Here is a 22,178-nt window from a genome sequence, read left to right on the forward strand (position 1 = left end):
AGCCGGCCCCTGGCCCGGGGCCCCGCATCCCGGCGATAGCCTGAAAGGATGACCGGGAGAGACGACCACCGCCGCAGCAGACTCACCCGGATGCCGAAGCAGGGCGCGATCGTCGCCGTGCTCGCGGCCGCGGGCCTTGCCGCATCCTTCATGTTCACGCTCGTGGTGCCGATCCAGGCACAACTGCCGGAGCTGCTGCACGCGAGCCGCGACGACACCGCCTGGGTCATCACCGCGACCCTGGTCGCTGCCGCCGTGGTCACCCCCATCGCCGGGCGACTCGGCGACATGTACGGCAAGCGGCGGGTCGTGCTGATCCTGCTGCTGCTCATGGTGGCGGGGTCCGTCATCGCGGCCCTGTCCACCGGCATCGTGAGCATGATCGTCGGCCGCGCCCTGCAGGGGGCCGTCTCGGGCGTCATCCCGCTCGGCATCTCGATCCTCCGTGACGTGCTGCACGCCAAGCGGGTGGATGCGGCCGTGGCCCTCATCAGCGCCACGCTCGGCGTCGGCGGTGCGATCGGACTGCCCATCAGCGCCGTGGTGACGGAGTACCTGAACTGGCACATGCTGTTCTGGATCTCCGGTGCGCTGGGTGCGATCGTCTTCGTGCTCGTGCTGTGGATCGTGCCGGTGAGTGTCCTCCGCTCGGGAGGCCGGTTCGACTTCGCCGGTGCCGCGGGCCTGAGCATCGGCCTCATCGGGATCCTCCTCGCCGTCTCGCGCGGCAACGAGTGGGGCTGGGCCTCGCCCGCCACGCTCGCCTGCGGGCTTGGCGGCGTCCTGGTGCTGCTGGTGTGGGGCTGGTATGAGCTGCGCCTCGACTCCCCGCTTCTCGACCTGCGCGTCGCCGCGCGCCCCGCGGTGCTGCTGACCAACCTGGCGTCGCTCGCCATGGGCTTCGCCCTCTTCGCCTCGAACGTCTCCTACCCGCAGATCCTTGAGCTGCCGGTGGCGTCGGGGGTGGGGCTCGGCCTGTCGCTCGTGGCCGCCTCGCTCATCGTGATGCCGTCGGGTCTGGTCATGATGGTGCTGTCACCGTTCTCGGGTCGGCTCGCGCAGAGCGTGGGCCCGAAGCTGCTGCTCGTCCTCGGTTCGATCGCTCTGGTGCTCGCCTACGGGTTCACCCTGGTGTTCTCGACCGAGGTGTGGCACATCCTGGTCGCCAACCTCCTGGTCGGGGTCGGAATCGGCTTCGGCTACGCCGCGATGCCGATGCTCATCATGCGTTCCGTGCCGCAGAGCGAGACCGGCGCCTCGAACGGGATCAACGCCCTGTTCCGTTCGCTCGGCACAAGCACCGCCTCGGCCGTCGTCGGCGCCGTGCTCGCCGGCTTCACCGTACAGGTCGGTGGGGTCGCCATGCCCTCCGCACAGGGATTCCAGCTCGCCTTCGTGCTGGGCCTCATCGCCGCGATCGTCGCCCTCGTGATCACCCTGTTCATTCCATCCCGCCGCGACCCGCACGAGCCGCGCCCCTCGCTCCCCGAATGACGGCGGATGCCACCGCGATGGGTGGCATCCGGCGAGCGGCGTTGTCCCGCGGCGTGCGCCACCCCTAGCGTCGGCATGTGCCCACCGCTGCGCTGCCCTCCGCCACCGACCTGTTCTCGCTCGCCGGGACGGTCGCGATCGTCACCGGTGCCACGTCGGGGATCGGTCTCGGCACGGCGCAGGTCCTAGCCTCGGCCGGCGCGCGGACGGTGCTCACGGGATTGGCGGGCGACGACCCCGTCGGCATCGCGGCGGGCCTCGCCGCATCCGGGCTCCCCGTCGTGGGGCGGGTCTGCGACCTCCGCTCCCCGGACGACCTGGCCTCACTCGTCGACTGGACCGTGGCGGAGTTCGGTCGCATCGACACCCTGTTCGCGAACGCGGGGCTGTCGACCGAGGATCATCCCCTGGGGCTCACCCCGGATGAGCAGTTCGACCTCATGCTCGACGTGCATGTGCGCGGCAACATCCGGCTCACCGACCTGGTACTGCCGGTCATGGCGGAGGGCGGCGGCGGGTCGGTCGTCATCATCTCGAGCCTCGCCGGGCTCCGCGGCAGTCGCAACGTCCCGCTGTACGGCATCACCAAGGCCGCGGCCGCACAGCTGGCACGGAACATCGCGGTCACCTGGGGTCCGCACAACATCCGTGCCAACGCGCTGGCGCCCGGCGTGATCGAGACCGGCTTCGCAAAAGCCATCACGGAGGGCGAGCTCCGAGAGGCGCGCCTGGCGAAGGCGCCGCTGCACCGGTTCGGCCGGGTGGCCGACATCGCCGGCACCGTCGTGTACCTCGCGTCGCCGGCGGGCTCCTTCACCACCGGGCAGACCATCGTGGTCGACGGCGGAGCGCTGATCAGTGACTAGGACAGTGCAGCTGCGGCGCTACGAGCTCGAACCCGGCGGCGGCCGGGAGTTCGTCGCCTGGTGGGGGTCGTGGATCCCGCGGGTGCGGCCGGACCACGGATTCGCCATCGAGTTCGCCCTGCTCGACGACGCGGCGGACGAGTTCACCTGGGCGGTGTCGTTCGACGGCACGGAGGACGAGTTCCGCGCCGCCGAGGCGCGCTACGCCGAGGATCCGCGCCGCATCGAGGCGTTCACGACCGCGCCGCCGCTGCGGCGCCAGCACATCGCGTTCGTGACACCGGCGACGTAACGGCGATCAGAGGTGACGGGACTCGGCCTCGATGCGCGCCGTGGTCTCGAGCAGGTGCGGCAGATAGCGGTCCACCAGGGCCTCGACCGGGTCGCGGGTCGCGCTGGTCGACACGTTGACGGCGGCGACGACGGTACCGTCCTTCGCGTGGAGCGGCGCCGCGATCGAGCGCAGGCCCGGTTCCAGCTCGCCGTCGACGAGCGCCCAGCCCTGGTCGCGCACCCGGTCGAGCTCGGCCCGCAGCGCGCTCGGCTCCGTGAGGGTCCGGTCGGTGAGGTGCTCGCGCGCGGAGGCGTCGAGCACGGCGTCGCGTTCCGCATCCTGAAGCCCGGCGAGGAGGACCCGCCCCATGCTCGTCGCGTACGCGGGGAAGCGGGTGCCGATCGTGATGCGGACGCTCATGATGCGGCGGGTGGGGACACGGGCGACGTACACGATGTCGGTGCCGTCGAGCACGGCGGAGGAGACGGATTCGCCGACGTCGCGGGAGAGGCGTTCCAGATGCGGTTGCACGATCTCGGGCAGCGACAGCGACGAGAGGTAACTGAAGCCGAGCTCCAGCACGCGCGGGGTGAGCGCGAACAGCCGCCCGTCGGTGCGGACATATCCGAGCGAGGTCAGGGTGTGCAGGAACCGGCGCGCGGCGGCTCGGGTCAGGTCGGTGCGCCGGGCGACATCGCTCAGCGACAGCTCGGGATGCTCGGCGTCGAAGGCGCGGATGACGGCGAGGCCGCGCGCCAGAGACTGGACGAATTCGCCGCTCGCTGCCGCATCCGTCTCCATGCGCTCTACCCTCTCACCCCCACGACCATGTCCCACTTTCTGCCGTTATGAGCCGGTCGAAACGACAGAAAGTGGGACATGTTGTGCGGAAAGTGGGACATGCCGGCGGGGGTCAGCGCTCGAGGACGACGGCGAGGCCCTGGCCCACACCGATGCAGATCGCGACGACCGCGACACCGCCGCCGCGGCGCGCCAGCTGGTGCGCGGCGTGACCGAGGATGCGGCCGCCGGAGGCACCGAGCGGGTGACCGATCGCGAGCGCACCGCCGTGGATGTTGACCTTCGCGGGGTCAAGGTCGGGCCACCCCGCGATGCAGGCGAGCGACTGCGAGGCGAAGGCCTCGTTGAGTTCCACCACGTCGACGTCCGCCCAGGTCTTCCCGGCACGGGCGAGGGCCTTGTTGGCCGCCTCGATGGGGGCGATCGGGAACTGGTCCGGGTCGACACCGTGGCTGGCGCGCCCGGCGATGCGGGCGAGCGGCTCGCCCGGAAGCGCCCCCTCGGCCCCGATCAGCACGGCGGAGGCGCCGTCGTTGATGGAGGAGGAGTTGCCTGCGGTCACGGTGCCGTCCGCCGCGAACAGCGCCCTCAGCTTCGCCAGCTTCTCGACCGAGGTGTCATCGCGGATGCCCTCGTCGCGGGCGAGCTCCGCACCCGGGACCTGGACGATCTCGGGGTCATAGACGCCGTCGGCCCACGCCTTTGCGGCGAGCTGGTGCGACCGCACCGCGAACTCGTCCTGCGCGGCGCGCGACAGGTTCCACTCGCCGGCGATCTTCTCCGCCGACTCACCGTTGCTGATGGTCCATTCCTTCGGCAGCGCACGGTTCGTCATCCGCCATCCGATGGCGGTGTTCCACATGGTCTGGTTGCCGGTGGCCGGGTAGGGCTTCGACGACTTCTCCACGACGAAGGGGGCACGGCTCATCGACTCGACACCGCCGGCCAGGATGATGTCCGCATCCCCTGTCTCGACCGCGCGGGCGCCCTGGATGACCGCCTCGAGGGAGGAGGAGCACAGCCGATTGACGGTGACCCCGGTGACGCTCGTCGGGAACCCGGCGAGCAGCGCACCGAAGCGCGCGACGTTGCGGTTGTCCTCCCCGGCCTGGTTCGCGTCGCCGAAGATCACGTCGTCGATGCGTGCCGGGTCGAGCCCGGTGCGCTCGGCGATGGCCTTCATCACGACGGCGGCCAGGTCGTCGGGGCGGACCCCCGCCAGGGCGCCGCCGGCGCGGCCGAACGGGGTGCGGACGGCGTCATACACGAAGCTCGCGGTCATGGTTACTTTCCTTCCACGGATGCGGTGGCGTCGGCGAGTGCGAGCCCGGTGAGGTCGCGCAGTTCGTCGAGGGTGTTGTCGCCGAACAGCTCGCGCACGGCGAACCCGTCGGCGGTGATGTCGAAGACGGCGTAGTCGGTGTAGACACGCGAAACGCAGCCGACGCCGGTGAGCGGGTAGGTGCACTCGGCGACGAGCTTGGAGTCGCCGGTCTTGGTGAGCAGGTCGGTCATGACGTAGACGTCCTTGGCACCGATGGCGAGGTCCATCGCGCCGCCGACGGCCGGGATCGCGCCGGGGGCGCCGGTGGACCAGTTGGCGAGGTCACCGGTCTGCGACACCTGGAACGCGCCGAGGACGCACACGTCGAGGTGACCGCCGCGCATCATCGCGAACGAGTCGGCGTGATGGAAGTACGCGGCTCCCGGCAGCGCCGTCACCGCCTGCTTGCCGGCGTTGATGAGATCCGGGTCGACGTGTCCGGCCTCCGGGGCGGGGCCCATGCCGAGCAGACCGTTCTCGGTGTGGAGGATGATCTCCTCGTCCGCGGGCAGGAAGTTGGCGACCAGGGTCGGAGCGCCGATGCCGAGGTTCACGAAGGACCCTTCACGGATATCGGCGGCGATGCGGCGCGCGAGGTCGTCGCGCGAGATGCGGGTGGTCATCGGGTTTCCTCCTGCAGTACGCGACCTTCGAGGTCGACTCCTCCGACGAATTCGCCGTCCCGCAGCCACGGCCGCTCCCCCACAGCGACGACGCGGTCGACGAACAGTCCCGGGGTCACCACGGTCTCGGGGTCGATGGCGCCGAGCGGCACGACCTGGTCGACCTGGACGATCGTGGTGGCCGCGGCGGTCGCCATGATGGGGCCGAAGTTGCGGGCGGTCTCGCGGTAGACGAGGTTGCCCCAGCGGTCGGCCTTGAGCGCGCTGATCAGCGCGAAGTCGGCTTTGATCGGGTATTCGAGCACGTACTGGCGGCCGTCGATCTCGCGCGCCTCCTTGCCCTCCGCCAGCTGGGTGCCGACGCCGGTGGGCGAGAAGAAGGCGCCGATCCCGGCACCCGCGGCGCGGATGCGCTCGGCGAGGTTGCCCTGCGGCACGAGTTCGAGCTCGATCTTGCCGTCGCGGTAAAGCCCGTCGAAGACCCACGAGTCACTCTGCCGCGGGAAGGAGCAGACGATCTTGCGCACGCGTCCCGCGGCGAGGAGGGCGGCGAGGCCGGTGTCGCCATTGCCGGCGTTGTTGTTGACGATGGTGAGGTCGGTGGCGCCGTGGGCGATCAGCGCGTCGATGAGCTCGACGGGCTGCCCCGCCCGACCGAAGCCGCCGATCATGACGGTCGCCCCGTCGCTGATTCCCTCGACCGCTGCTGCGACGTCGGGGACGGTCTTATCGATCACGCGTCCTCCTCGAAAGTGTTCGCTCTGCGAACGTACGTTCGCGATAAGAACAGCTTAGCCGCACGCTGCTCCCGAGGCAATGGTCGCCGCTGCGCTCCCTGCATCTGCCGAGCGGCCCCTTCGTCGGCGAATCCGAGGGCCGCGAGGGATGCGGACATAGCGGGCTCATAGCGGGGACCGAGGCGCCACAGGGGCGCACAGCACAGGATGGGCGGGACGCGACAGTTGGAGGTCACCGTGAACCGCATCCCCGAGCCCGACCACACCCCGAACGGCCCCGCCTACGAAGGGCGACTCCTCGACCGGGCAGACGAAGAGGTCGTCGACCAGGGTGTGCGCTTCGATATCGGCACAATCCTCTCCCGGCGGGGCCTCCTGTCCCTCGTCGGCCTCGGGGCGGGAACGGCCGTCCTCGCCGCCTGTGCACCGACCGCGTCGGCCACGAGCACCGCCACCGCATCCGCGTCCCCCTCCGCATCTCCCACCGCGACAGCCACGCCCTCCGCCGCGGTGCCGGCCGGAGAGATCCCGGACGAGACGGCGGGCCCGTACCCGGGCGACGGGTCGAATGGCCCCGACATCCTCAGCCAGTCCGGTGTCGTCCGCAGCGATATCCGCACGAGCATCGGCGGCGGCGCCACCGCAGCCGGGGTGCCGATGACGCTGAACCTGACGATCCTCGACCAGGCGAACGGCGACGCCCCGTTCGCCGGCGTCGCCGTGTACGTCTGGCACTGCGACGCCGAGGGCCGCTACTCGATGTACTCGGACGGCATCACCGACGAGACGTACCTCCGCGGCGTGCAGGTCGCCGACGCGAACGGTACCGTCGGCTACACCTCGATCTTCCCCGCCTGCTACAGCGGACGCTGGCCGCACATCCACTTCGAGGTGTATCCGGACGTTGCCGCGATCACGGATGCGTCGAACGCGATCGCGACCTCGCAGGTGGCCCTGCCGCAGTCCGCGTGCGAGACCGTGTACGCCCTCGCGGAGTACTCCGGCTCGACGCGCAACCTGTCACAGGTGTCGCTGACCTCGGACAATGTCTTCGGCGAGGACGGCGGCGCGCTGCAGCTCGCGACGGTGACCGGCGACGCGACGAACGGGTACACCGTCTCGCTCACCGTTCGCGTCGACACGACGACCACCCCGACCGCGGGCGCGGCGCCCGGTGGGAACCCACCGGCGTCCCGCTGAGTGGTGGCGTCAGGGCTCCAGGGTCAGCGACGCCGGGATCGGCACGATGCTCTCGCGGAGGCGCACGATATCGCGAGCGTGCTCGTGCAGCCGCAGGTCGCCGGGCCGCACCGGCCGCCACTCCGGGACGGCCTGCGCGACACCGTCGGCGCCCGGAACGACGAAGACGCTCATGCACTGCGTCGTCAGCGTCAGCTCGTGCGGCGACCGCGGGTCGGCCGAGGACACCCGGATGCTGATGTGCATGCTGTGCGCACTGGTGTAAACGATGCGGGCATCGACCTCGACGAGTTCGCCGATCCGCACCGGCGCGAAGAAGTGGATACCACCGGAGTACACCGCCACTGCGTGGCTCGCGCCGGTGCCGTCACGCGCCCAGGCCGCCGCCACCGCGTACGCGGCCTCATCGATCCACCGCATGACGGTGCCGCCGTGCGCGTTGCCGCCCCAGTTCACGACGCCGGGCGGGACGAGGAACCGCAGTGTCACGCGCGGCGCATCCGTGTCCTCGCCGTATTCCTCATCGAGCATGAGCTTCTTGATCTCGGTGCGCGAGGGGATGCGGTCGAGCGCCGCCGCGGCGAGCTTCCGGTCGGAGCGGGTGAGCGGCTGCCAGTCCGGGACGGCGGTCGGGCGGCCCTCGGCATCCTTCGCGACGAAGATCAGGATGCAGGTGGTGGCGGGGGTGTACGCGCGGGTCTCGATCTCGGCGGAGGAGACCGTGACGACGACGTGCATGCTCGTGCGGCCGGTGTGGATGAGCCGGGCGTCGACCTCGACCAGACTGCCGGGCGGGATCGGGCGGCGGTGACGCACGTTGCCGACGTAGGCGGTCACGCAGTACGCCCCGGACCAGCCGACGGCGCAGGCGTACCCGGCCTTGTCGATCCATTCCATGACGCTGCCGGCGGCGACGGAGCGTCCCCCGGCCGCGGTGTCGGCGGGCGTGGCCAGGAATCTCAGGGTGATGCGGTCGTCCCGCGCGGCGGCGGGTGCCGTCATCGTCATCGTGGTCGCACCGTCTCGGCCGGGGTCACCCCTCGGCGAAGACATCCTTCGCGATGCGGAACGCGGTGTTGGCGGCCGGCACACCGCAGTAGATCGCGGACTGCAGGATGACCTCGATAATCTCCTGCTGGCTGAGACCGTTGCGGACCGCCGCCCGCAGGTGCATCGCGAGCTCCTCGTGATGGCCGAGCGCGATGAGGGCGGTGAGCACGGCGATCGACCGATCGCGGCGCGCCAGCCCGGGCCGCGACCAGATGTCACCCCAGGCGTAGCGGGTGATGAGGTCCTGGAAGTCGGCGGTCAGCGGCACCGTCCCCGCGACCGCACGGTCGACGTGCGCGTCGCCGAGCACCGCACGGCGCACCTGCATGCCCTGGTCGTACCGCCCTTCGTCGGTGAGCCCTTCGCCCTCTGGTCGAGTCATGGCAGGTCCTTTCAGCGGACGGAGTCGAAGAACGAGAGCAGAGCGGATGCGGTGGCGCCGGGCTGCTCGGCGGGGGGCAGGTGTGCCGCATCCTCGATCACCGCGACGGAGCCGTGCTGCACCCCGGTGGCGATCTCGACGGCCTTCACCTCGGGGGCGACCTCGTCGGCGCGCCCCCATACGGCGTGGACCGGGAGGGAGATCTCACCCAGGCGGTCCCGCACGTCATAGGCGGCGGGCGCCTCGCAGCACAGCGCGTACCCCTCGTCGTCCGCGTCCTGCAGCGCGTGCAGGAGCCGTCCGCTGAGTTCGGGCTCGCGCTCGATGGAGCCGGGGGCGAACCACCGCTGTGCGGAGCCGATGATGAGCGACGACGTCGACTGCGCACGCACCTGCGCGGCGCGGTCGTGCCAGGCCTGCGGGTCGCCGAGCTGCGCGCCGGAGGCGACGATGGCCGCCGCCATCACGAGGTCGGGGTGGCGGAGCGCCAGCTCGAGCCCGGTGGCACCGCCCAGCGAGACACCCGCGTAGAGGATGCGGTCGGCGCCGAGCGCGCGCGCGCCTTCGGCGACGGCGTCGGCGAGGTCGGCGACCGTGAAGCCTGCAGCGGGGGGCACCGAGTCGCCGTGACCGGGAAGATCCCAGGCCGTCACGCGGAACCGCTCACGCAACGCCGGCAGCGCGTTCTCCCACAGGATCGTGGACGTGCCGAGCGACGGCCCGAGGACGAGCAGGGGGGCGCCCTGCGGACCGGCGGGCTCGGTGAAGGCGAGGTCGGGAACCGTCATGCGTCCTCCGTTGTCAGAATTCAGGCTGGGAGCGAGGATCGGGGCCGGTTCCGGGCGTGGCGCCGTCCTCAGCCTGAATACCGACAGCCTCGGCCTCGGTGGTGACGAACAGATCGCGAGCCGCGTCCGCCGGAGCGTCGGCGACCGCACGGCCGACGAGCGCGCCGGCGAGGCCGGTGTAGCCGGCGGGATCGAGAAGCGCCTCGACGTCATCGGCCGGATGCGGCGCGCCCGGGGCGCGGTCGACCGCGGCCTCCAGCGCGTCACGAACGAGGTCGACGAGGTCGCCGCCTCGGCCGGCAGCGGCCACGATGCGCGACACTTCGTCTTTGCCGATCACCGGGGTCAGCACGATCGAGAGCCGTTCAGCGACGATGAGCCCACCGGTGAGCGCGAGATCGCGGGCGGCGGCGGCCTCGTCCACGCGGAGGCCCTCGATGAGCGACGCCGCGGTCCCGGTCGCGCCGAGGGCGAGGCGCAGGAGCTCCCGCAGGGTCGGCCATTCGGCGTGCCACGCCCCGTCCGGGCGCTCGTCGACGGCGAACGCGGCGGCCAGATGCAGGGTCGCGGCGAGGTTCGGGGCGCGCAGGGCCGCGGAGCGGATGAGCACGGATGCGGCCGGGTTCTGCTTCTGCGGCATGGCGCTCGAGCCGCCGCCGGTGCCCTCGGCGAGTTCGCCGATCTCGGTGCGGCTGAGGGTGGCGATGTCCGCGGCGATCTTGCCGACCGCGTCGATGGTCTGCGCCAGGGCATCACCGAGCTCGGTGACCGGCCAGCGGGTCACGTGCCAGGGGGCGTCGGGCGCGGCGAGGCCGAGTTCGGCGGCGTACGCGGCGGGGAGTGCGGTCGCCGCATCCGAGCCGCCGATCTCGACGAACGACGCCAGCGTGCCGCCGGCGCCGCCCAGCTGTGCCGGCAGCGCCGCGACCGCCGCGGCGAGCCGCACCCGGGCACGGGTGAGACCGCGCAGCCATCCGGCGGCGCGGGCACCCACTGTCGTGGGGACGGCGTGCTGGGTGAGGGTCCGCGCGGCGACGACGACGTCGCGGTGCACGACCGCGAAGCCGGCGAGCACCGCCTCGGTGGCGCGGAGGGTGGTGAGCAGGTCGAGGCCGGCACGTCGGGCGACGAGCATGAGCGCCGAGTCGAGGATGTCCTGGCTGGTGGCGCCGCGGTGCACCCAGGTGCGGGCATCGACGCTCACGCGGTCCTTCACCCGGCCGACGAGCGGGATGACCGGGTTCCCGCCGGCGACGGATGCGGCGATCACGGCGTGGCGATCGAGCCACGAGGTGTCGCAGCCCTGGCCGGGGCCCGCCCAGCCGAGGGCGTCGGAGACGGAGGCGACCGCCGCATCCGGGGCGACACCGACCGCGCCCCAGGCGCGGGTGAGCGCCGCCTCGGCAGCGACCAGGGCGCGCAGCACGGCGGCGTCCGTGACCTCGGCGTCGAAGCCGATAGTCACCGGTGACAGCAGCCCCTCGTCGACGGCGTCGCGATCGTCGTCGATGGAAGGTGCGTCAGAAGGCAAGGAACACGGTCTCCTTCTCGCCCTGCAGGTGGATGTCGTGTGCGAGACCGCCGTCGGGCGTGCGGGTCGCGACGAGCGTAGCGCGCTCCGCGGCGTCGAGCGAAGCCAGCAGCGGGTCTGCGGCGAGCAGCTCCTCGTTCTCTGGGAGGTAGATGCGCGTGTGCAGCTTGTTCGGCAGGCCACGGGCGTAGACCACCGCCGCGAAGAACGGCGCCTCGCCGCTCACGGAGCCGGGGTTGCGGGTCCAGAACTCGTAGTGGCCCTCGTCGGTGGTGAAGGAGCGGCCGAATCCGGTGAAGGTGTGGTCGTCGCGACGGCGCGAGCCGCGGGCGCGGGAGATGGTGCCGTCGCTGTCGGCACCCCAGATCTCGACGCACGCGTCCGGGATAGGCGCACCGGCGCCATCGAACACGGTGCCGGAGAGCACGATGGCGCCCGGCGTGTGCGGGAAGACGACCTCGTGCATCTTGTCGTACTTCAGCCCGAAGGCGAAGAACGGGCCGATGGTCTGCCCGGCGGTGGGCGACAGGGTGGGCTCGCCGGCGGCGGCGATGCGACGGGCACGCGTGTTGCTGGTCATCTCAGTGCTCTCCCTCGGGCTCGAACCAGGTGGCATCCGGCCCGTCGACGACGATGTCCCAGCGGTAGCCCATGGAGAACTCGGGCACGGTGAGGTCGTGGTCGTAGGCCGAGATGAGCGCCTCGCGATCCTTCTGGTTGCGGATCGTGTTGTAGATGGGGTCCAGCGCGAACAGCGGGTCGCCGGGGAAGTACATCTGCGTGATGATCCGCTGGGTGAAACCGGATCCGAACAGCGAGAAGTGGATGTGCGCGGGCCGCCACGCGTTGATGTGGTTCTTCCACGGGTAAGGGCCGGGCTTGATCGTGGTGAAGAAGTACTCGCCGTTGTCGTTCGTGATCGTGCGGCCGGCGCCGGTGAAGTTGGGGTCCAGCGGCGCGGGGTGCTGGTCGCGCTGGTGGATGTAGCGGCCGGCGGCGTTGGCCTGCCAGACCTCCACGAGCTGGTTGCGCAGGGGCCTGCCCCAGCTGTCGAGGACGCGCCCGGTCACGGTGATCCGCTCGCCCTGCGGCTCGCCGGTGTGCTGCAGCGTGAGGTCGGACTCGATGAGGGCCACATCGCGCTGGCCGTAGGCGGGCGAGAGCAGCTCGATCGACTCGGGGTCGACCAGCCGCGGGTTCTTCGTCGGGTGGCGCAGGATGCTGGAGCGGTACGGCGCGAAGTCGTAAAGGGTGCGGAGCACCTCCTCACCGGCGGCTTCACGGGCGTCGGCGGCGCGGTGGAGTTCCGCGATCTCGGCGTTGATCTCCCGCTGGGACGGCATGTCCGCGGAGGCGAGAAGCGTCTCCGGCGCGGCAGCGGCGGGCTGGGTATCGGTCATCGGTGTCCTCTTCGACGGTCCTGCGGGTGAGTCCAGAGTGACATTCGGATGCGGCAGACACCCGCATCCGCTCCCACTCAGTGAGAATCCGACTGGCGCAGTGCGCGCGTGAGCTCCTTCGCGGCCTGCACGACGAGCGGGGCGAGGCGCCGCTCGAGCGGCTCGTCGGCGTGCGCGACGACGCCGATCGCGATGGGCGGCAAGCCGGTGACGAGTCCGAGTGCCGCGGCGACCGACACGTTGCCGAGCGTCATCTCGCCGTGAGTGACGGCGTAGCCGCGCGCCTTCGCCGTCGCGATGTCGGCACGCAGGGCCGCGGGGTCGGTGACGGACAGTGTCGTCTCGGGCACGAGCGGGGCGGCGAGGAACGCATCGAGCCACGCCTCGTCCCGCGTGGCGAGGAGCGCCTTGCCGACCCCGGTCGTGTGCATCGGGTGACGACCGCCCATGCGGCCGAGGGTCGGCACCGACGCGCGGCCCGTGATCCGGCCGGCAAAGAGGACGGTCGCCGTCGTCGGGGTGGGGGCGTCGAGCACCGCGAGGTGCACGTTCTCGCCGGTCGCCTCATACAGCCGCACCATGTGGGGCAGCGCCGTCTCGCGCAGCCGCAGCGCGTAGGGCGAGAGCTCCCCCATCTCCCACAGCCGCGCGCCGATCGCGTACCGGTAGCCGTCGGTGCGGCCGAGGAGACCCTCCGACACCAGCTGCCCGATGAGCCGGTGCACCGTCGATAACGGGAGTCCGCTGCGGTCGGCGAGCTGTGCCGCGGTCAGTTCGGGGGCGTCCTCGTCGAACGCCGCGAGCACCCGCATCGCGCGGCTCAGCATCCCTTCGGCCATGGCTCCTCCCGCAGCGAGGCTACCGCCGTCTCACCGTGTTCCCCTGTCGCATCCGGCGCCCCGCAGCCGCACCACGCGACAGGGGAACCGGGGTGCGTGGGATGCTGGGCCCATGGCGAACTCGCCGAGCGGCGACTCGATGACCGAACGCATCGTGCGGGTGCTCGAGACCTTCACGACCGAGCGCACGGTGCAGACGTCGGCCGAGATCGGTCGCCGTGCGGCCCTGCCCTCCTCCAGCGCCCACCGCATCGTCGAGGACCTCGTCACCGCGGGCTTGCTGGAACGCGACGAGGATCGCCGCATCCGGCTCGGCCTGCGACTGTGGGAACTCGCCCTCCGCGGCTCGAGCGCGCTGCGGCTGCGTCAGGCCGCCCTGCCGTTCATGGCGCAGGTACAGCAGGAGATCCGCGAGCACACCCAGCTCGCCGTCATCGAGCAGGACGAGGCGCTGTTCCTGGAGCGGCTGTCGCATCCCGACGCGGGCGCGAACATCACCCGCATCGCGGGACGCCTGCCGTTGCACGCATCGTCGTCCGGCCTGGTGCTGCTCGCCCACGCCGACCCCGCGGTGCGCGAGCGCGTGCTGTCGGGGCCGCTTCGCGCCGTGTCACGGGAGACCGAGACGGATGCCGACGCGCTCCGCCGCATCCTCGGGCTGATCCGCCGGCAGGGGTACATCGTGGCGCCCGGCACGGTCGAGTCGGTGTCCACCGGGGTCGCGGTGCCGGTGCGGAGCGCGGGCGAGGTCGTGGCCGCGCTGTCGGTCGTGCTGCCGCGCGACGCTGCTCCCGCCCCCGCGGTGGCAGCGCTCCGCCGTGCCGCCGCCGATATCGAGGCCGCGCTCCGCGCCGACCGTCGCTGACCCGCGCCGCCACAACCGCCCGTTGGGAGGGAGAGCAGGGTCCCATTCAACGGGAATCTGTCACCGTCCGCGACGCGGCGACAGCACACTGGGGCCACTGCATCGTCGAAGGAGACACCATGACCGAGACCGTCCGCACGCGCGTGGCCATCATCGGGGCAGGGCCCGCCGGGCTGCTGCTGTCGCATCTGCTCGCCGCGGACGGCATCGAGTCGGTCATCATCGATCAGCGCTCGCGCGAGGAGATCGAGAAGACCATCCGGGCCGGCATCCTCGAGCAGGGCACGGTCGACGTGCTCACCCAGACCGGAGCCTCCGAGCGCGTGCTCATCGACGGCCACCGTCACGACGGCATCGAACTCCGCTTCCAGGGCGAGGGGCACCGCATCGACTTCCCCGGCCTCGTCGGGCGGAGCGTGTGGCTCTACCCGCAGCACGAGGTGCTGAAAGACCTCATCGCCACCCGTCTGGCCGCAGGTCAGGACATCCGGTTCGGGGTCACGGCGGAGCGGGTCGAGGATGCGGGCTCCACTCAGCCCCGCGTGATCATCACGGATGCGGCGGGAGCTGCGGGCGAGATCGTCGCCGACGTCGTGGTGGGCGCCGACGGCTCCCGCTCCGTTGCCCGCGCGGCGGTCACCGGCTCGTCGACCGGGGGCTACTTCCGCGAGTACCCGTTCGCCTGGTTCGGCATCCTGTGCGAGGCGCCGCCGAGCTCGGACGAGCTCATCTACAGCAACTCACCGGAGGGCTTCGCGCTGATCAGCCAGCGCTCGGCGACCGTGCAGCGGATGTACTTCCAGTGCGACCCGGAAGCGGACCCCGAGGCGTTCAGCGAGGCCGAGCTGTGGGAGAAGCTGCAGGCCCGCGTGCCCGGCACCACGCTCAAGGAGGGCCCGATCTTCCAGCGTGACGTGCTGCGCTTCCGCAGCTTTGTGGCCCATGAGCTGCGCCGCGGCCGGGTGGCGCTGGTGGGGGATGCGGCACACACCGTGCCGCCGACCGGGGCGAAGGGGATGAACCTCGCCGTCGCCGACGTCGTGCTGCTGTCCCGGGCGATCGACGCACTGCTGCAGCGACACGACGAGGGGCCGCTCGACCGGTACGCCGAGGTCGCCTCGCGACGCATCTGGAAGGCGCAGCACTTCTCCTGGTGGATGACGAGCATGCTGCACGTCGCCCCCGGCGCGAGCGACTTCGACCGCCGCCGTCAGGTCGGGGAGCTGCGCAGCGTCGTGGAATCGGAGGCCGGACGCACCTACCTCGCCGAGGCGTACACCGGGTGGCCGCTGGAGACCGCGCTGTAGCGGAACGCGGCGTACGCCGGGCGTCAGCGATGACGGATGCGGCCGGCGACGCCCGCACCGGCGACGCCGAACAGCGCCACCGCGGCGACCACGACGAGCAGCGGCGCCGTCCAGCCGTGGCTGACCTCGTGGAGTGCGCCGACGACGGTGGGGCCCACGGCCGCGACCCCGTAGCCGAGGCCCTGGACGAGACCTGACCGGCCGGTGACCTCGTGCTGGTCGCCGCCGAGCGCGCTGATCATGATGAAGATCACCGTGAGCCCGCCGCCCTGCGCCGCGCCGCCCAGCAGGCACCACAGCCACCACAGGTCGGGGGCGAGGAGGAATCCGAGCGGCACCGTCGCCCAGCCGGCGGCCACGAGCACCACGCTGCCGACGATGGACCTGCGGGTGAGGAGCGGGGTGAGGAGCGCCCCGGCGATCCCGGCGACCTGGAAGAGAGCCGCGATCGCGCCCGCCGCGGCGATCCCGAAGCCGCCGTCGATGAGCAGGGTCGGCAGCCACGCCGTCATGGCGTAGTACGAGAACGCCTGTCCCGCGAAGGCCGCACCGAGCGCCCACGTCGTGCCCGCGCGGAGGATCGAACGGCGGGGTCCGTCGGCCGCATCCCGCGCCGCGTGCGGATCGGGGTGCGGCACGAAAACGCCCCGCATCCCGCGCAGTGCCACCCAGGTGGCCACCGCGGCGATGCCGAAGACGGCCCACACCGCGATGGCGGCGCGCCAGCCGAGCCCGGTGGCGAGCGGTGCGGTGGCGACGGTGACCGTCATGGTGCCGACGTTGATCGCGGACGTGTACACCCCGGTCATGAGGTGGACGCGTTCCGGCGGGAATTCGCGGGCGATGACGACCGGGATCACGACATTGCCGATCGTGAGGAAGATCCCCATCACGGCGGTGCCGACGAGCGCCAGGACGAAGCCGTCGGCCGACCGGATGAGGCAGCCCACCACGGCACCGAGCAGGCCTACCGCGAGCGCGAAGTTCGCACCGCCCCGGCGAACGAGGGCGACCGCGAGCGGCGAGCAGAGCGCGAAGGCCAGCACCGGGATGCTGGTGAACAGACCGATCACGGCGGCGGAGACGCCGAGGTCGGCGCTGATCTGTCTGGCCACCGGTGCGACGGCGACGATGGGTGCCCGCAGCATCGCCGCGGCCAGCACGATCGCGACGACCAGCAGCGCGGCACGGGGACCGGTGACGCGAGGAGTGGGGGGCATCGGAGACACGATACCGCCGGGCGGGAACACCCGGCGTCGGCGCGGGCGGGCATCGCGGCCCGGGTATAGTCCGATGACCATGGGCGATGATCGCGACGGCGCGAGGACCAGGCAGCTCGGACTGCTGGTCGCAGTCTGCCTGATCGCGGCGAACATGCGCACGACGATCACCGGCGTGGGGCCGCTGCTGGAGCAGATCGCGGGCGACCTCGGCACGACCACCGTGGCGCTCGGCGCGCTCGCCTCCATCCCGCTGCTCGCCTGGGCGCTGGTGTCACCCCTCGCGCATGACCTGAGCCAGCGCTTCGGCACGTCGCGGGTGCTGCTGTGGTCGTTGCTCCTGCTCGTCGTCGGCACGGTGTGGCGGTCGCTGCCCGGGGTCACGGTCAACTTGTGGCTCGGCACCGCGCTGATCGGCGCCTCCCTCGCGATCGCGAACGTGCTCATGCCGGCGATCATCAAGCGCGACTTCGCCGGACGGGTGCCCGCGGTCATGGGCCTGTACACGGCGCTGCTGGCGGGCGCCGGGGCGATCGCCTCGGGCGTCGTCGTCCCGGTGTCGCTGATCCGCGTCGACGGTGGGCCCGTCGGCTGGCGCGTGGCGCTGCTGTCGACCGGCATCCTGCTGCCCTTCGCGATCGTGTCGTGGATGCGGGCGTCGCATCGATCGCGCGCGGATCAGGGTCCCCGCACCCCGCGCACCGCCGGGGGCACCGGCATCTGGCGCGACGGCCTCGCCTGGCAGGTCGCGATCTACACCGGGCTGCAGTCGGGCACGTTCTACATCCTGCTCACCTGGCTCGCCCCGTACGCGACGGCGAACGGGCGGAACGCGGTCGTCGCCGGCATCGACGTGATGGCGTACCAGATCGCCGCGATCGTTGGCTCACTCGTGCTGTCGTTCTTCCTCCGCGGCCGGGCGCGGCGCTGGGTGCCGGCGAGCCTGCCGCTCCTCGCGATGGTCGGGGTGGTCGGCATGCTCACCACCCCGGACCTGCTAACGCTGTGGACCATTCCCGCGGGCCTGTCGTCGGGCGCGTCCCTCAGCATGGCCCTCACGCTCATGGCGGAACGCGCGCGCGACCTGTCCGCGGCGACCGCACTGTCGGGCATGGCGCAGTCGATCGGCTATCTCCTCGCCGCCGTGGGTCCCATCGCCTTCGGCGCGCTGCATGCCCTGGACGGCGGCTGGATCCTGCCGTTCGCGCTCATCGTCGCGGTACTGCTCGGTCAGCTGCTGTTCGGCCTCGCCGTGGGCCGAGAGCGGTTCGTGCTCGCGGGCAGCGGCGGCGACTGAGGGTCAGAGCACGTCGGCGGCGAGGCCGCGCAGGAGGACGGTGAACCGGTCGCGCTGCTCGTCGGTCAATCCGGCGAACGTCTCGATCTCCGCCTGCTCGGCGCCACGATATGCCTCCTCGTGCAGGGCACGCCCCTTCACCGTGGCCACCACGACCTTCACCCGACGATCGGCCGGGTCCGGCTCCCGCCGAACTAGACCGCGCGCGGCGAGATCGTCGATGAGGGCGACGATCTGGCTCGGGTCGAGGCGCAAGAAGTCGGAGAGTTCGCGCTGCGTGGGACGCGCGTCCGATGCGGCGAGCGCCAGGACGGAATACGATCGCGCCTTTAACCCGAAAGGGGCCAGCGCGGCGTGCGCACCCGCGAGCGAACGGGCGTTCGCTCGGGCGAGCAGAAACGCCAGATCGCTGCCGACGTGCGTCTCCCACAGTCGCTCTGGGCCAGAGGCGGCGACCTTCTCGGTCGCGGCCGCGCGGGATGAAGACATGCCTGGATGCTAGCGGAGACCATGGAATTCAAAAATCATTGACAACTTCAACTATTTAGGTTTTCATGTGACTGAACCGAAGAAGGAGCTCGCATGTCACTCGAAGGCAAGGTCGCCATCGTCACCGGATCGGGCCGCGGGCTGGGGCTCGCCTACGCTCAGGAGCTGGCCCGTCAGGGCGCGTCGGTCGTCATCAACGACGTGGATGCGGCGACCGCGGCTGAGGCCGTCACATCCATCGAGGCGCTCGGCGGAAACGCCGTCGCCGTGGTCGCTGCGGTCGGGTCGACAGACACCGCAAAGCAGCTCGTGCAGACCGCGGTCGACGCCTACGGCCGGCTCGACACCCTCGTCACCAACGCCGGGGTGCTCCGCGACACGGTCCTGTGGAAGATGAGCGACGACGACTTCGACACCGTGATCAACGTGCATCTGCGCGGCACGTTCACCTGCGTCCGCGAGGCCGCCACGTACATGCGCGAAAACCAGATCGCCGGCCGCATCATCTGCATCGGGTCGCCGACGGGTCAGCGTGGAAACTTCGGCCAGACCAACTACGCAGCTGCCAAGGCCGGAATCGTCGGCATGGTGCGTACGTGGGCGCTGGAGCTGCGCAAGGCCGGCATCACCGCGAACGCGGTCATCCCGGTCGCTGCGACCGCGATGACCGCGACCGTGCCGTACTTCGCAGCGGCAGTCGAAGCAGACGCCGCAGGCCAGCCTATGCCGCCCTTCTTCCGGCACGACCTCGGGTTCGGAACGTCCGACGACGTCGCGGGCCTTATCGCCTACCTCGCGTCGGACTCCGCCAGCGGCGTGACCGGTCAGGCCATCGGCATCGGCGGCGATCGACTGCAGGTGTGGGCACACCCCGAGCCGGTCGTCACCGAGTATCGGACGGGCGGCTGGACCTACGAAGCGCTCCTCGCGCAGGGCGACGAGATCCTTGCCGGCAACCTTCAGGCGGTGGGCGAGACCTTCCCGCCGCTCCCCGACGAGCTTCAGCCCTCCTCGGTTTGACGCATCCCCCTCACCCGGCAGCGCAATGGAGCGATAGATGACCCGGTACGAATCTGCGATCGACCTCGACGCGATCACCGCCATCGACATGCACGTGCACGTCGAGATCGACGACCATGGCCACTCCTCGCTCCCTGACGACCTCAACGAGGCGGCCTCCGCGTACTTCAGCACCGACGGTCCGCGACCCGACCTCGATGGCATCGCCGCCTATTACCGCGAGCGCCGCATGGCGGCGGTCGTCTTCACCGTCGATGCGGAGACCCTGCTCGGCCAGCCCGCCATCTCGAGCGTGGAGATCGCGGCGGGTGCGGCCCGCAACAACGATGTGCTGATCCCGTTCGGCTCGGTCGACCCCCGCAAGGGGACCGCCGCGATCGACCAGGCCCGCCGCCTCATCGAGGACCACGGCGTGCGCGGCTTCAAGTTCCACCCGACCGTGCAGGGGTTCGACCCGAGCGATCCGATCCACTTCCCGCTCTATCGAGTGCTGCAGGACGCGGGGGTTGTGGCACTGTTCCACACTGGCCAGACCGGTATCGGGGCGGGCCTGCCGGGCGGCCGGGGTCTACGCCTGGCCTTGTCGAACCCGATGCTGCTCGACACCGTCGCGGCAGAGCATCCGGAGCTGCAGATCATCATGGCCCACCCGTCCGTACCGTGGCAGGACGAGGCGTTGTCGGTCGCCACCCACAAGCACAACACGTGGATCGACCTGTCCGGCTGGAGCCCCAAGTACTTCCCTGCCGAACTCGTCCGGTACGCCAACTCGATGCTCAAGGACCGGGTGCTGTTCGGGTCGGACTTCCCGCTGATCACCCCGGACCGCTGGCTGCGTGACGTGGAGAAGGCGGCATTCCGTCCTGAGGTGATGCCCGGGATCATGAAGGACAACGCCGTGCGGCTGCTGGGGCTGTGAGCATGATGATCGAACCGACTCCGCTCGGCTACGACCCCTACGGTTTCGCAGAGACCCACTTGAGCCCGGCGGCGCGGAAGATACTGACCGGCCTCGCAGAAACGCTGGCGGATTCCGTCACCCCACTCATGGCTGCGGCGTGGGAGAGCGCCGCCATGCCGGATGCGGTCCTGGACACCCTCATCCCGATGGATCTGATGACCCCCGCCGGTGTGGACGAGCGCGAGGCGACCTCATCGGTGTTCGCGGGCTTCCGCACCTTCGTCCTCGCCCGGGCCGACGTATCGATCGCCACCGTGTACAACGCGCAGTCCGGCCTGTTCCGCGCCACCGTCGCCCTCGGCGGGTCTCCCGAACAGGCCGCGCGATGGGACGCGGACGTGCGGTCGTTCGCGCTGAAGGGCGTCTTCGCCCTCACCGAGCCCGACCATGGCTCCGACATCGCCGGCGGTCTCGCCACGACCGCGCGGCGGGAGGGCGACGACTGGATCATCGACGGCACGAAACGGTGGATCGGCGGCGCCGCGGCGGCGGACGTGCTCGCCGTGTTCGCCCGCGACCAGGCGGATGGCAACGTCAAGGTCTTCCTCGTCCCTCGCACCGCCGACGGTGTGCGCCTGGAGCGCATCGAAGGCAAGGTGTCCCTTCGCCCGATGCAAAACGCCGTCATCCACCTCGACGGCGTGCGGGTATCCGAGGCCGAGAGACTGCACGGCGTCAACGGCTGGCGCGATGTCGCTGCCATCCTGCGCACCATGCGTTCCGATGCCGCCTGGATCGCCGCGGGCCTTCAGTCCGGTGCACTCGAGGCCGCCGTGCGGTACGTCCGATCCCGGGAGCAGTTCGGACGACCGGTGGGCGGATTCCAGCTGGTACAGGAGAAGCTCGCCCGGATGCTGGGCAATACTGTCGCGTCGTTGTCGCTGGCGGTGCAGCTGTCGGCACGGCAGGACGCCGGGCATCTGAGCGACGAGAACTCCGCCCTGGCGAAGATGCAGACCGCTCGCCTGGCACGCGAGACCGTGGCCCTCGGCCGGGAGATCCTCGGCGGCAACGGCATCCTGCTTGAGCACGATGTCGCCCGCTTCTTCGCCGACGCCGAAGCCGTCTATTCGTACGAGGGCACGCACGAAATCAACGCGCTGATCGTCGGGCGCGGCCTGACCGGTCTGTCCGCGTTCGCCTGATCCACCCCCGCAGACAAGGAGCACCCATGACCACCACCATCGCCTACGCCGACGTCCCCCGCCTGGTCGGAGTCGACCTCGGCTATTCCGACTGGATGGAGATCACCCAGGCGCGGGTCAACACGTTCGCCGACGCGACCGAGGACCACCAGTGGATCCATACCGACCCGGAACGCGCGAAGGAGGGCCCGTTCGGCACCGCCGTCGCGCACGGCTTCCTGACCTTGTCGCTGCTCATCCCACTGTGGAGCGACCTGCTCGAGGTCGAGGGCGTCGGTTCGAAGGTCAACTACGGCCTCGACAAGGTGCGCTTCGTCTCTCCCGTCCCCGTCGGTTCCCGCATCCGCCTTACCGGCGTGATCGCCGACGTCGCGGAGGTCCCCGGCGGCTACCAGTTGGTCGTTGACGTGACCATCGAGACGGAGGGCGGTACGAAGCCCGCCGTGGTCGCCCGCAGTCTGCAGCGTCTGTACGCCTGAACACTTCCGGGGTCAGCGATCGCCGGCCCCGGAACACCACAACTGAACATCTGCATCGAAAACCGAGCACCTGCACCACAACCGAA

24 protein-coding genes are annotated in these 22,178 nt (G+C 70.9%); 11 read left to right on the plus strand and 13 right to left on the minus strand.

Annotated elements, in window-relative coordinates; translation table 11 throughout:
* Positions 1-90: 90 nt before the first annotated feature.
* The 3 genes from NT132_RS11620 (at position 91) to NT132_RS11630 (ending at position 2,652) form a co-directional block, all read left to right on the plus strand.
* Positions 91-1,494, plus strand: a complete 1,404-nt coding sequence (locus NT132_RS11620) for an MFS transporter (RefSeq protein ID WP_297789067.1) — start codon at positions 91-93, stop codon at positions 1,492-1,494.
* Between the two features lie 77 nt (positions 1,495-1,571).
* Positions 1,572-2,360: an SDR family oxidoreductase gene (locus NT132_RS11625; protein WP_297788982.1), complete on the plus strand. Its 789-nt coding sequence runs from the start codon at positions 1,572-1,574 to the stop codon at positions 2,358-2,360.
* Positions 2,353-2,652, plus strand: coding sequence for a hypothetical protein (locus tag NT132_RS11630; protein WP_297788985.1), 300 nt, complete (start codon positions 2,353-2,355; stop codon positions 2,650-2,652). Before NT132_RS11625 ends, NT132_RS11630 begins: the two co-directional genes overlap by 8 nt.
* A 6-nt stretch (positions 2,653-2,658) precedes the next feature.
* On the opposite strand, the gene NT132_RS11635 is transcribed toward NT132_RS11630, so the two are convergent.
* From NT132_RS11635 to NT132_RS11650, 4 genes are all read right to left on the minus strand, one after another.
* Positions 2,659-3,435, minus strand: a complete 777-nt coding sequence (locus NT132_RS11635) for an IclR family transcriptional regulator C-terminal domain-containing protein (RefSeq protein WP_297788989.1) — start codon at positions 3,433-3,435, stop codon at positions 2,659-2,661.
* A gap of 112 nt (positions 3,436-3,547) precedes the next feature.
* A complete protein-coding gene (locus tag NT132_RS11640) occupies positions 3,548-4,717 on the minus strand; it encodes a thiolase family protein (RefSeq protein ID WP_297788992.1) in 1,170 nt (389 codons plus the stop codon).
* A 2-nt stretch (positions 4,718-4,719) separates the two neighbouring features.
* Positions 4,720-5,382 carry a 3-oxoacid CoA-transferase subunit B gene (locus NT132_RS11645; protein ID WP_297788995.1) on the minus strand — a complete coding sequence of 221 codons (663 nt, stop codon included), beginning with the start codon at positions 5,380-5,382 and terminating at the stop codon, positions 4,720-4,722.
* Complete coding sequence (locus NT132_RS11650; protein ID WP_297788998.1) at positions 5,379-6,119, minus strand: 3-oxoacid CoA-transferase subunit A; 741 nt, start codon at positions 6,117-6,119, stop codon at positions 5,379-5,381. Before NT132_RS11650 ends, NT132_RS11645 begins: the two co-directional genes overlap by 4 nt.
* 207 nt (positions 6,120-6,326) lie before the next feature.
* Between NT132_RS11650 and NT132_RS11655 the strand changes: the two genes are divergently transcribed.
* Positions 6,327-7,319, plus strand: a complete 993-nt coding sequence (locus NT132_RS11655; protein WP_297789001.1) for an intradiol ring-cleavage dioxygenase — start codon at positions 6,327-6,329, stop codon at positions 7,317-7,319.
* Between the two features lie 9 nt (positions 7,320-7,328).
* Here the strand turns inward: NT132_RS11655 and NT132_RS11660 are convergent, their stop codons facing one another.
* The 7 genes from NT132_RS11660 to NT132_RS11690 form a co-directional block, all read right to left on the minus strand.
* Positions 7,329-8,327, minus strand: a complete 999-nt coding sequence (locus tag NT132_RS11660; protein WP_297789004.1) for an acyl-CoA thioesterase — start codon at positions 8,325-8,327, stop codon at positions 7,329-7,331.
* A 25-nt stretch (positions 8,328-8,352) separates the two neighbouring features.
* Positions 8,353-8,751, minus strand: coding sequence for a 4-carboxymuconolactone decarboxylase (gene pcaC / locus NT132_RS11665; RefSeq protein ID WP_297789008.1), 399 nt, complete (start codon positions 8,749-8,751; stop codon positions 8,353-8,355).
* An 11-nt stretch (positions 8,752-8,762) separates the two neighbouring features.
* Positions 8,763-9,539 (minus strand): alpha/beta fold hydrolase, encoded by a 777-nt coding sequence (locus tag NT132_RS11670; protein ID WP_297789011.1) that lies wholly within the window; start codon positions 9,537-9,539, stop codon positions 8,763-8,765.
* A gap of 13 nt (positions 9,540-9,552) precedes the next feature.
* The gene (locus NT132_RS11675; protein WP_297789015.1) at positions 9,553-11,070 is read right to left on the minus strand and encodes a lyase family protein; all 1,518 of its coding nucleotides are present in this window, start codon (positions 11,068-11,070) and stop codon (positions 9,553-9,555) included.
* A complete protein-coding gene (gene pcaG / locus NT132_RS11680; RefSeq protein WP_297789018.1) occupies positions 11,060-11,650 on the minus strand; it encodes a protocatechuate 3,4-dioxygenase subunit alpha in 591 nt (196 codons plus the stop codon). The genes NT132_RS11675 and pcaG overlap by 11 nt, the downstream gene beginning before the upstream one ends.
* 1 nt (position 11,651) lies before the next feature.
* Complete coding sequence (gene pcaH / locus NT132_RS11685) at positions 11,652-12,470, minus strand: protocatechuate 3,4-dioxygenase subunit beta (RefSeq protein WP_297789021.1); 819 nt, start codon at positions 12,468-12,470, stop codon at positions 11,652-11,654.
* A gap of 77 nt (positions 12,471-12,547) precedes the next feature.
* On the minus strand, positions 12,548-13,309 hold the full coding sequence (locus NT132_RS11690; protein ID WP_297789024.1) for an IclR family transcriptional regulator: 762 nt from the start codon (positions 13,307-13,309) through the stop codon (positions 12,548-12,550).
* Between the two features lie 112 nt (positions 13,310-13,421).
* Here NT132_RS11690 and NT132_RS11695 point away from each other — a divergent pair, with 112 nt between their 5' ends.
* Both NT132_RS11695 and NT132_RS11700 read left to right on the plus strand, forming a co-directional pair.
* Entirely contained in the window at positions 13,422-14,174 is a 753-nt protein-coding gene (locus NT132_RS11695; protein WP_297789027.1) for an IclR family transcriptional regulator, read from the plus strand.
* Between the two features lie 119 nt (positions 14,175-14,293).
* The gene (locus NT132_RS11700) at positions 14,294-15,481 is read left to right on the plus strand and encodes a 4-hydroxybenzoate 3-monooxygenase (RefSeq protein ID WP_297789030.1); all 1,188 of its coding nucleotides are present in this window, start codon (positions 14,294-14,296) and stop codon (positions 15,479-15,481) included.
* 23 nt (positions 15,482-15,504) lie between these two features.
* Here NT132_RS11700 and NT132_RS11705 read toward each other — a convergent pair whose 3' ends face one another.
* Positions 15,505-16,701, minus strand: a complete 1,197-nt coding sequence (locus NT132_RS11705; protein ID WP_297789033.1) for a CynX/NimT family MFS transporter — start codon at positions 16,699-16,701, stop codon at positions 15,505-15,507.
* 79 nt (positions 16,702-16,780) lie between these two features.
* Between NT132_RS11705 and NT132_RS11710 the strand changes: the two genes are divergently transcribed.
* Positions 16,781-17,998 (plus strand): MFS transporter, encoded by a 1,218-nt coding sequence (locus tag NT132_RS11710; RefSeq protein ID WP_297789036.1) that lies wholly within the window; start codon positions 16,781-16,783, stop codon positions 17,996-17,998.
* A 3-nt stretch (positions 17,999-18,001) separates the two neighbouring features.
* Here the strand turns inward: NT132_RS11710 and NT132_RS11715 are convergent, their stop codons facing one another.
* Positions 18,002-18,487 carry a MarR family transcriptional regulator gene (locus NT132_RS11715; protein WP_297789038.1) on the minus strand — a complete coding sequence of 162 codons (486 nt, stop codon included), beginning with the start codon at positions 18,485-18,487 and terminating at the stop codon, positions 18,002-18,004.
* A gap of 93 nt (positions 18,488-18,580) precedes the next feature.
* Here NT132_RS11715 and NT132_RS11720 point away from each other — a divergent pair, with 93 nt between their 5' ends.
* Genes NT132_RS11720 through NT132_RS11735 form a run of 4 tightly spaced genes read left to right on the plus strand, consistent with a single transcriptional unit; the run spans position 18,581 to position 22,092 of the window.
* Positions 18,581-19,507 carry an SDR family NAD(P)-dependent oxidoreductase gene (locus tag NT132_RS11720; protein ID WP_297789041.1) on the plus strand — a complete coding sequence of 309 codons (927 nt, stop codon included), beginning with the start codon at positions 18,581-18,583 and terminating at the stop codon, positions 19,505-19,507.
* A 37-nt stretch (positions 19,508-19,544) separates the two neighbouring features.
* On the plus strand, positions 19,545-20,426 hold the full coding sequence (locus tag NT132_RS11725; RefSeq protein ID WP_297789043.1) for an amidohydrolase family protein: 882 nt from the start codon (positions 19,545-19,547) through the stop codon (positions 20,424-20,426).
* 2 nt (positions 20,427-20,428) lie between these two features.
* Complete coding sequence (locus NT132_RS11730; protein ID WP_297789045.1) at positions 20,429-21,613, plus strand: acyl-CoA dehydrogenase family protein; 1,185 nt, start codon at positions 20,429-20,431, stop codon at positions 21,611-21,613.
* A gap of 26 nt (positions 21,614-21,639) precedes the next feature.
* Positions 21,640-22,092, plus strand: coding sequence for a MaoC family dehydratase (locus tag NT132_RS11735; protein ID WP_297789049.1), 453 nt, complete (start codon positions 21,640-21,642; stop codon positions 22,090-22,092).
* The last annotated feature ends 86 nt before the right edge of the window (positions 22,093-22,178 follow it).

The organism is Microbacterium sp. (assembly GCF_026393345.1).
Classification (GTDB): domain Bacteria; phylum Actinomycetota; class Actinomycetes; order Actinomycetales; family Microbacteriaceae; genus Microbacterium.

Bases quoted from the DNA above. Each gene is read 5' to 3' on its own strand.
- NT132_RS11620 (WP_297789067.1), top strand. From the start codon at position 91: ATGCCGAAGCAGGGCGCGATCGTCGCCGTGCTCGCGGCCGCGGGCCTT.
- NT132_RS11635 (WP_297788989.1), bottom strand. From the start codon at position 3,435: ATGGAGACGGATGCGGCAGCGAGCGGCGAATTCGTCCAGTCTCTGGCG.
- NT132_RS11640 (WP_297788992.1), bottom strand. From the start codon at position 4,717: ATGACCGCGAGCTTCGTGTATGACGCCGTCCGCACCCCGTTCGGCCGC.
- NT132_RS11645 (WP_297788995.1), bottom strand. From the start codon at position 5,382: ATGACCACCCGCATCTCGCGCGACGACCTCGCGCGCCGCATCGCCGCC.
- NT132_RS11655 (WP_297789001.1), top strand. From the start codon at position 6,327: ATGGGCGGGACGCGACAGTTGGAGGTCACCGTGAACCGCATCCCCGAG.
- NT132_RS11660 (WP_297789004.1), bottom strand. From the start codon at position 8,327: ATGACGATGACGGCACCCGCCGCCGCGCGGGACGACCGCATCACCCTG.
- pcaC (WP_297789008.1), bottom strand. From the start codon at position 8,751: ATGACTCGACCAGAGGGCGAAGGGCTCACCGACGAAGGGCGGTACGAC.
- NT132_RS11670 (WP_297789011.1), bottom strand. From the start codon at position 9,539: ATGACGGTTCCCGACCTCGCCTTCACCGAGCCCGCCGGTCCGCAGGGC.
- pcaG (WP_297789018.1), bottom strand. From the start codon at position 11,650: ATGACCAGCAACACGCGTGCCCGTCGCATCGCCGCCGCCGGCGAGCCC.
- pcaH (WP_297789021.1), bottom strand. From the start codon at position 12,470: ATGACCGATACCCAGCCCGCCGCTGCCGCGCCGGAGACGCTTCTCGCC.
- NT132_RS11690 (WP_297789024.1), bottom strand. From the start codon at position 13,309: ATGGCCGAAGGGATGCTGAGCCGCGCGATGCGGGTGCTCGCGGCGTTC.
- NT132_RS11695 (WP_297789027.1), top strand. From the start codon at position 13,422: ATGGCGAACTCGCCGAGCGGCGACTCGATGACCGAACGCATCGTGCGG.
- NT132_RS11700 (WP_297789030.1), top strand. From the start codon at position 14,294: ATGACCGAGACCGTCCGCACGCGCGTGGCCATCATCGGGGCAGGGCCC.
- NT132_RS11705 (WP_297789033.1), bottom strand. From the start codon at position 16,701: ATGCCCCCCACTCCTCGCGTCACCGGTCCCCGTGCCGCGCTGCTGGTC.
- NT132_RS11710 (WP_297789036.1), top strand. From the start codon at position 16,781: ATGGGCGATGATCGCGACGGCGCGAGGACCAGGCAGCTCGGACTGCTG.
- NT132_RS11715 (WP_297789038.1), bottom strand. From the start codon at position 18,487: ATGTCTTCATCCCGCGCGGCCGCGACCGAGAAGGTCGCCGCCTCTGGC.
- NT132_RS11720 (WP_297789041.1), top strand. From the start codon at position 18,581: ATGTCACTCGAAGGCAAGGTCGCCATCGTCACCGGATCGGGCCGCGGG.
- NT132_RS11725 (WP_297789043.1), top strand. From the start codon at position 19,545: ATGACCCGGTACGAATCTGCGATCGACCTCGACGCGATCACCGCCATC.
- NT132_RS11730 (WP_297789045.1), top strand. From the start codon at position 20,429: ATGATGATCGAACCGACTCCGCTCGGCTACGACCCCTACGGTTTCGCA.
- NT132_RS11735 (WP_297789049.1), top strand. From the start codon at position 21,640: ATGACCACCACCATCGCCTACGCCGACGTCCCCCGCCTGGTCGGAGTC.